The organism is Azospirillum agricola (assembly GCF_017876095.1).
GTDB classification, from domain to species: Bacteria; Pseudomonadota; Alphaproteobacteria; order Azospirillales; family Azospirillaceae; genus Azospirillum; species Azospirillum agricola.
In genome coordinates, this window is record NZ_JAGINM010000071.1 from 1 (window position 1) to 1,579 (window position 1,579).

Sequence of the window (1,579 nt, forward strand, 5' to 3'; positions counted from 1 at the left end):
ATCCTCCATCGTACCCTCCGCGTCCCGTAAGCCCGCACGCAATCTCGATCATGGAACCCGGTTCGGGAAGAAGGGGGCGCTCGTAACGCTTACAGATGAGCGTCATGGCATCCGCAAATCCAAGGCGGACTTTCGCTTTGAGAAAAAATTTGAAGCTGGGTTCGCCGCCGAATTTGTTGTAGAGGCAAAACCGCTTCGTACTACTGCGGACATCACCAACCGCTACATGGCCGCCGAGGGCATCGGTTGCTTCCTCGACAGGTCTCCACCTTACTCGCGTGAATTCGCGGCCGGGATGCTGGGTTACGCCTATTCGCAGCCCTCGACATGGATTTCAACGCTTGCCACCTCTCTTTCATCGGGAACATCATCCACCCGCAGCGGCCACATTCAAATGTCGCGTGGCCGGTCGGCTCTCGTTTCCGATCATCCGCGTGTCACGCTTGAGCTTGAGCCAGTTACGGTGCTGCATTCAGTTCTCGATTTCGTTTAGGGCAGCTTACCGGATTTCTGCGGCCGTCCCGAATGGCCGATCGGGGCGCAAAGTCGCCATTTTGAACGTTGTTTGTCAAAGGGAAGAAAATCGGACAACCTGATCACGATGGATAAGTTAGTTTAAGTGATCCATTGCGGAGTTCCCTCCTTTGGAAGTGGAATGCCAATATCAAGGAACAGCCTATCGATTTTGTCCTTGTGCTCATGAGTGCGTTTCACGCTCAGCAGGAAATGATACAGGGCTATTGCCTGGGCCGGGTCCTTCTGAGCAACCGCCACCACTTTCCGGGCTACCTCTGCAATAGACGGGATCTGCGCTACCGAAGGCAAATCACTGCCGGAGATCGGCAACCGCTGGAAAAGCTGGGCATGCACGCCAGCCGCCTTGATCCGTTTATTACGGAGCAAGTCCACGGCGACAGCCGCCAGATGGAGCAGTGACACCTGCCGTTCCGACGTCATTTCCTCGAAGGGCTGCCAATGGAAACGAAAGCCCTGGCGAAACTCAAGCCCCTGCGCCCGCCAAATCGGAGCAACCACACGCCGATACTGGCCAAGGTTCTTTCCGACGACGTTCAACTCGTCGAGGAGAGTACGCAACAGGCGCAGCCACATCCCGCCATGAACCCGTCGGTATGGGAGATCGACTACACCGTCCTCGACAGCCTGCCAAGTCAGCTGATCAAGTGCGACGACTTCTGGTAACGCTACTGTAATGGCAGGGTCTTCCAGGCCCATGGGAGTTCGGCCCGGCCGGATATATAAAGGCTGCAACTGAACAGCATGTTGCGGACAGCTCGACATCCACGGCAGGCACCACATCAAGCGCCTGTAAGGTACCGCATCCTCCCGCACACAGCATGGACAAGCGAGCGGAGCGGCCAGCCTTTTGCGATCCAGCCAGGGCCGCCAACCATTTGGCAGGTCTGGAACTTGTCTCAAGGCGGCGGGAAACAACACTTCATGCCCGCAGACATAGGCAACGAAAGGATAGCGTCCACGAATGTGGTGGAAATTCGCTGATCGCCCTGGGGGTGGGGCATGCCCCACCCCCAGGGCGGCGTCCCTTGCGCAAGAGGTGGTC

2 protein-coding genes and 1 pseudogene are annotated in these 1,579 nt (G+C 57.3%); 1 reads left to right on the plus strand and 2 read right to left on the minus strand.

The features are described from left to right. The coding region (locus J2847_RS33835; protein WP_209783106.1) for a hypothetical protein at positions 1-493 on the plus strand (493 nt) is incomplete at its 5' end. 122 nt (positions 494-615) lie between these two features. Here J2847_RS33835 and J2847_RS34495 read toward each other — a convergent pair. Both J2847_RS34495 and J2847_RS35020 read right to left on the minus strand, forming a co-directional pair. Continuing rightward, positions 616-1,233 (minus strand): hypothetical protein, encoded by a 618-nt coding sequence (locus J2847_RS34495; protein ID WP_233474985.1) that lies wholly within the window; start codon positions 1,231-1,233, stop codon positions 616-618. A 45-nt stretch (positions 1,234-1,278) separates the two neighbouring features. Then, positions 1,279-1,545, minus strand: a pseudogene (locus J2847_RS35020) (TniQ family protein); the annotation flags it as partial. Between the last annotated feature and the right edge of the window lie 34 nt (positions 1,546-1,579).